Origin of the sequence: Streptomyces flavofungini (genome assembly GCF_041028215.1) — a bacterium.
Classification (GTDB): Bacteria; Actinomycetota; Actinomycetes; order Streptomycetales; family Streptomycetaceae; genus Streptomyces; species Streptomyces flavofungini_B.
Window position 1 is genome coordinate 1 of record NZ_JASKYR010000747.1, and the last position, 3,678, is coordinate 3,678.

Annotated in this window: 4 protein-coding genes; all 4 read right to left on the minus strand. The window is 71.7% G+C overall.

Features of this window, described 5'->3' with window-relative positions:
• On the minus strand, positions 1-742 hold a 742-nt coding region (locus tag AB8Z36_RS33690), incomplete at its 3' end, for a DUF1707 SHOCT-like domain-containing protein (protein WP_369217186.1).
• Between the two features lie 10 nt (positions 743-752).
• Positions 753-1,721: an ABC transporter ATP-binding protein gene (locus AB8Z36_RS33695; protein ID WP_369217187.1), complete on the minus strand. Its 969-nt coding sequence runs from the start codon at positions 1,719-1,721 to the stop codon at positions 753-755.
• Positions 1,722-1,727: 6 nt separating this feature from the next.
• A complete protein-coding gene (locus AB8Z36_RS33700; protein ID WP_369217188.1) occupies positions 1,728-2,576 on the minus strand; it encodes an ABC transporter permease in 849 nt (282 codons plus the stop codon).
• The gene (locus AB8Z36_RS33705) at positions 2,569-3,390 is read right to left on the minus strand and encodes an ABC transporter permease (RefSeq protein ID WP_369217189.1); all 822 of its coding nucleotides are present in this window, start codon (positions 3,388-3,390) and stop codon (positions 2,569-2,571) included. The genes AB8Z36_RS33700 and AB8Z36_RS33705 overlap by 8 nt, the downstream gene beginning before the upstream one ends.
• Between the last annotated feature and the right edge of the window lie 288 nt (positions 3,391-3,678).

Sequence of the window (3,678 nt, forward strand, 5' to 3'; positions counted from 1 at the left end):
GCTCCCCTCGGCTCTCCCGCCCCCGGCGCTCCTCGCGGCGCTCAAGGCGCTCCAGGCGGCGCTCCTCCTTGAGGCGGAGCTTCTCGGCCCTGCGCAGCTTCCGCTCGACGCCGACCCCGCCCATCAGCGCGAAGCCCTTGACGACCACGCGCGGCGAGCCCGGGGTGCCGATCCCGGTGGCCTGGTCGTCGAAGCCGCCCATGATGCCGAAGCCCTTGACGGTGACGTTCAGTTCGGGCGGCACGGTGACCTGGAGGCCGCCCATGATGGTGAAGCAGCGGATCTCCACGTCACGGTCGGCGAAGTAGGCCTCGCGCAGGTCGATCTCGCCGCCGCCCCACATCGCGAACGCGGTGAACTGCCGCCCGACCGTCCAGCCGCCCTTGCGGCTGAACCCGCTCCAGAACGCGAAGCCGCCGTTCGACGTGGGGCCGCCGTCCACCATCCGCCGCGACCAGTCCAGCGCGGCCGGGTCGTCGCCGTCCGGCCGCTTCACCATGTCCACCCCGGCCCCGTGCGAGGGCAGGTCACGGGTGAGGGGCTCCAGCTCGCCGTACGTCCGTGCCTTGTACGTGGCGTCGAGGCGCTCCTCGAACTCCGTCATGTCCAGACGGCCCTCGGCCATCGCGTCCCTGAGCTGCTCGGCCACCCGCTCGCGGTCGGCGTCGGAGGCCCGCAGATCGGGCAGTCGGGGCCCAGCGGGCTCGTGGGGCGTGCCCCCGGATGATGCGGCGTCACTCATGTGATGCAGCCTACGAGGTCGCCTTCTCCGCGTACATCTTGGCGATGACCGCTTCGATGTCCGGCTCCCTGACCGAGAGGTCGGCCAGCGGATAGTCCGCCGCGATCCGGGCCACGAGCGGGGCCGCCGACTCCGCCGCGGGGAAGGCGACCCACTGCCGCGGGCCCTCCACCTTCACCACCCGGGCGGACGGTCCGGCGTCGATCGGCGGGAGTTCGCGCTCCAGGTCCACCACGAGGGTGCGCTCGCTCTCGCCCACCTCGTGCAGCCCGGCCAGCGCCCCGTCGTACATCAGCCGCCCGTGGTCGATGACCATGACGCGGCGGCAGAGCTGCTCGATGTCGGTGAGGTCGTGCGTGGTGAGCAGCACCGTCGTGCCGGACTCGGCGTTCAGGTCCCGCAGGAACCCGCGCACCTTCGCCTTGCTGATGACGTCGAGGCCGATCGTCGGCTCGTCCAGGTAGAGCACCTCGGGGTCGTGCAGGAGCGCCGCCGCGATGTCGCCGCGCATCCGCTGTCCGAGGGAGAGCTGGCGCACGGGCACGTCGAGGAGGGCGCCCAGTTCGAGGAGTTCCACGCACCGGTCGAGGTTCTGGCGGAAGCGGGCGTCGGGGATGCGGTACATGCGGTGCATCAGGCGGTAGGAGTCGATCAGCGGCAGGTCCCACCAGAGCGTGGTGCGCTGGCCGAAGACGACCCCGATGCGGCGGGCGAGGCGGGTCCGCTCGCGGGAGGGGTCGATGCCCGCGACCCGCAGACGGCCGCCGCTGGGCGTCAGGATGCCGGTCAGCATCTTGATCGTCGTCGACTTCCCCGCGCCGTTCGGCCCGATGTAGCCGACCATCCCGCCGCGCGGCACGGTGAAGGAGATCCCGTCGACCGCCCGTACCTGCCGCCGTTCGTGCCGCAGGAAGCCGGTCTTCTTGCGTACGTCGAAGACCTTCTCGACGCCGTCCAGCTCGATCAGGTTCTCTGCCACTGCGGTTCAGCTCCCTGTGCTGCGGTACGAACGAAGGCCCGCCCGCCACGCGAGTCCCGCGAGCCCCAGACAGGCCGCGGCCACCAGCGGCGGCGTGAAGGCCGCCCAGCGCGGCAGGTCGAGCGGGTACGGCCGCCCGAGGACGTACAGCGCGGGCAGCCAGTTCACGAAGGCCAGCGGCAGGACGAAGGTGACGCCGCGCACCAGGTCCTTGGCGAAGACGGTGGGCGGGTACTGGAGCAGCGTCGTGCCCCCGTACGTGAAGGCGTTCTGCACCTCGGCGGCGTCCTGCGCGAGGAACTGGAACGCCCCGCCCGCCATGAACACCGCCACGAAGATCCCGGCGCCGCAGAGCAGCATCATCGGGACCATCACCACCTTCAGCGGCGTCCAGCCGACGTCCACGGCCACGAGCGCGTAGCAAAGGACGAGCGCGCCCTGCGTCACGCGCCCGATCCTGTGCAGCCCGAAGCGGTCCGCCGCGACCTGCGCGAGCACCGGGGCGGGCCGTACGAGGAGGGTGTCCAGCGTGCCGTCGCGCACCCGCCGGCCAAGCCGGTCCATCGACCCCATGACGAGGTCCGCGACGCCGAAGGCGGTGCAGGAGATGCCGTAGAGGAAGGCGATCTCGGCGAGCGAGTAGCCGCCGAGCCGGTCCACCTGGGAGAACATCAGCAGGATCGCCGCGAAGTCGAAGGCGGTCACCGCGAAGTTGCCGAGCGCGGTCATCGCGAAGGAGACGCGGTAGGCCATCAGGGAGCGGATCCACATCGCGGAGATCAGGCGGTAGGCCCGCAGCCCCTCGCGCAGCCGCCCCGGCCCCGCGGCGGGTTCGGACGTCCGTGTCTCAGCCACCCTGGACCACCACCCGGCGCGTCGCGACCGCCTGGAGCAGCCGCCCCGCCGCGAGCAGCGCCGCCGCCCAGCCGAGCTGGAAGGCGTACGTGCCGAACAGCTCCGTGCCGCTGCTCGTGCCGAGGAAGACGTCGGCCGGGAGCTGGAGCAGCGCCGACCAGGGCAGGGCGCGGGCGATCTCGCCGAGCACCCCGGGGAAGACGTTCAGCGGCAGCAGCATCCCCGAGAAGAAGGTGCCCGCCAGCATCGCCGCCTGCGTCACACCCGCCCCGTCCATCAGCCAGAACGCCGAGAGCGCCACCAGGAACCGGATCGCGAAGCTGACCAGGACGCCGAGCACGACGGCCACCGCGAACGCCAGCCAGCGCAGCGGGTCGGTGGGCAGCGCCAGATCGAAGACCAGGGCGCCGACCGCCATCGGCGCCACACCGCGCCCGAGGAGCTGGAACAGGGCCCGGCCCGCGTCGGTCGCCAGCCACCAGGCCTGGAGGTCGGCGGGGCGGTACAGGTCGACGGCGATGTCCCCGGTGCGGATGCGCTCGATCAGCTCCACCTCGAAGCCGCCGCCCATCAGCGCCATCACCGTCAGCAGCGCCTGCCCCAGCCAGACGTAGGTGACGGCCTGCGCCTGGTCGTACCCGCCGAGTCCCGGCCGCTCGTCCCAGAGCGCGAGATAGGTGTACGCCAGGATCAGCCCGAAGACCGTGTTGGTGAAGACTCCCGCCGCGGTCGCGATGCGGTACGTGGCGTACCTGCGGAGTGCCGATCGCGCGACGGCCGCGTACAAACGGAACCGTCCTGTACGCACGTGCATCCCTTCCACCGTGAGCCACGCCCGGACATGGGCCAAAGCGCAGGATCGTAGTGTGAGAGGAGCCACTCGTGCCAGGCATTTTCGGCGGGGGGCGCGTGCCTTGGTCACCAGGGGGTGTGGCGACAGTGTGCAATGGGCTGTACGAGGCGTACTGGACGTACGACGCTAACCGGGAGTTCCGCAAGACATGAGCGACGAGCCGCAGCGGCAGGGCCCCGACGGGCACCAGGGCTGGGCGCCCAGGGAGCCCGAGGACAAGGCGTCGGGCGAGGCGTCGGGGGCCGGGTC

Excerpts from the sequence above, each read along its gene's own strand:
- AB8Z36_RS33705 (WP_369217189.1), bottom strand. The coding sequence starts at position 3,390 with ATGCACGTGCGTACAGGACGGTTCCGTTTGTACGCGGCCGTCGCGCGA.